Here is a 2,549-nt window from a genome sequence, read left to right as displayed (position 1 = left end):
TTAGTGCTAAATTAACATCAATAGCTTCTTAAGCTTATTATAGCGTTAATTCAACGTAAAATTGACTTGGTCAATTTGATCGCTGAAAAGCAGTGCCTGAGAAAGTTTCAAGTTTTTGGAGAGGTCTCCTACTCCCCTTATGCAGGGCGACCGGATGAGTATCAGCCGAGCCATCCCCAGCAGGTATTCTGGGGGGACACCCACCTCCATACCATCTATTCCTTTGATGCGGGTGCGGCTGGAACTACGCTAACCCCGGAAAATTCCTACCGATTTGCCCGAGGAGAGGAAGTGACAACCGATGGTGGGCAACCAGTCCAGTTGTCTCGTCCCTTAGATTTCTTGGTGGTAACCGATCACACCGACCAGTTGGGCTCCTTCCAACAGTTTGTCGATTACCCCCCACAAGATTGCGGTGACGATCAGCAGCAGATAGATGATTGGCATGAAGCGATCGAAGAAGGCGGTGATGCTGCAGCCAACGCACAGAACGAGATTACCTCGGCCTTTGCTCAAGGTACCATTCCAGCCTGTATGCTCCAAAGCCCAGAGGAGTTCGGTGCAGCTTGGGATAATGAAGTCGATTGGGCAGAAGAGTTCAACGACCCCCACAAATTTACAGCAGTGATTGGGTATGAGTGGACTTCCCTAGATGCAGGGGACAACCTCCACCGGAATGTCATCTTCCGTGACAATGGCGACAAAGCAAAACAGTTGCTCCCTAAAACTACAGCAGATGGCACAGACCCAGAACTTCTCTGGGCGTGGATGCAGAACTATGAAGACACAACGGGTGGTGATGTGCTGGCCATACCCCACAATGGCAACCTGAGCAACGGAAAGATGTTTGCCGACACCGATGCTCGCGGTATGCCCCTAAACCACAGTTATGCCGAGCAGCGACAACTGTGGGAGCCACTCTATGAAGTTATCCAAATTAAAGGAGCGGGGGAGACTCATCCTTTTTTGTCTCCTGATGATGAATTTGCTAGTTTTGAAATTGCAGGTTGGGATAATGGTAATCTAGACCTGACCGCTCCGGAAACACCTGATATGTACGAGCATGAGTATGCCCGTGCTGCCCTCAAGAATGGATTGAAGTTTGAAGAAGACTTGGGAGCTAATCCCTTCAAATTTGGTCTGGTAGGTTCCACGGATTCCCATATTGGGATTTCCGGGGTGGAAGAAAATAGCTTTATGGGCAAGTTTCCCATTTATACCCCTAGCCCCGAACGGGCAGAACACGTCTCAAAGACAAGTTGTTTTACTAAGGATCAAGATGGCAACTGTGTTCCGGAGAATCCTGAGGTGAACCGGTTCGGATGGCAGTATGGAGCAGCTGGCTTTGTAGGAGTTTGGGCTGAAGCCAATACCCGCGAGTCCCTGTTTGATGCCATGGCACGACGGGAAGTTTATGCCACCAGCGGACCAAGGATGATAGTTCGCTTCTTTGGCGGTTGGGATTTTACCTCGGAAGATGTGAGTTTTAACCCTGGACAAGTGGGCTATGCCAAAGGCGTTCCTATGGGAAGCGATCTGACCAGTATGCCAGAAGGAAAAGTTCCCACCTTTTTAGTAGCTGCATTGAAAGATCCGATTCGGGGGAACCTTGATCGGATTCAAATTGTCAAGGGCTGGCTGGAGAATGGCCAAACCCAGGAGAAAGTTTACGATGTGGTCTGGTCAGGCGATCGCGTACCTAATGACACAACTGGTAAGCTTCCCCTTGTGGGTTGTGAGGTCAATCCTGCTATCTGTGAGACGGACGATCCGATGGAAGATACCGGTACCGTCAATACCGACACAGCCGAGTGGACAAATAGCATTGGTGCGGTTGAGCTGGCTCAGGTTTGGACAGACCCGGACTTCGATCCTACCCAAAAGGCATTTTACTACGCGCGGGTGCTGGAAATTCCGACTCCTCGTTGGACGGACTACGACAAGGTATTTTATCAGATAGAAATGGCTGAGGAAATTCCCTTAACCCTACAAGAACGGGTGTATACTTCTCCGATTTGGTACTCCCCATCTAACGTAACATCTGAGATAGCTCCGTTGCCTGAAAATCCCGAAGATGGCAGTGATTTTGACTTCTGGAACAGAATAATTCACGAAGTTATTCGATAAGTAACTGTTGAATTAAAGTAAGCCATCAGCTATCAGCTATCAGCTATCAGCTATCAGCTATCAGCTATCAGCTATCAGCTATCAGCTATCAGTCAAAAAATTGTGGCTAGACTACGAGAATGTCTGACGGCACCTCAAGCAGCGTGAGCTTTTAGCTCACGGCTGACGGCTGAATGCTTACGGGATTAGAAATAAGTGGTCGTTGTTTGGTATTGCAACGGCCACCTATCGCATAAAAAAAACCAATAACTTGATAGATTAAACAAGGCACAAATTAGGTATATAAAATGAATTGGAACCGTATTTGGAAAATAGGGGTGGCAGTTGCGATCGCCCTTGTTTTGGCCATTGTTGCCTACCTGGTGATAGCACAACAGAATCGACCCATCCCCGATATAGGCTCTACAGGCACCAGTAACCCC

At 48.5% G+C, this 2,549-nt stretch carries 1 protein-coding gene; it reads left to right on the top strand.

The window, feature by feature from the left end; all coding sequences use genetic code 11:
* Positions 1–66: 66 nt before the first annotated feature.
* Complete coding sequence (locus tag F6K38_RS39235) at positions 67–2,127, top strand: DUF3604 domain-containing protein (RefSeq protein ID WP_287360327.1); 2,061 nt, start codon at positions 67–69, stop codon at positions 2,125–2,127.
* Positions 2,128–2,549 lie beyond the last annotated feature (422 nt).

Source organism: Moorena sp. SIO3B2, assembly GCF_010692525.1.
Lineage (GTDB): Bacteria > Cyanobacteriota > Cyanobacteriia > Cyanobacteriales > Coleofasciculaceae > Moorena > Moorena producens.
Note: the sequence above shows the minus strand (reverse complement) of the source record. Positions and strands in the feature narration are given on the sequence as shown.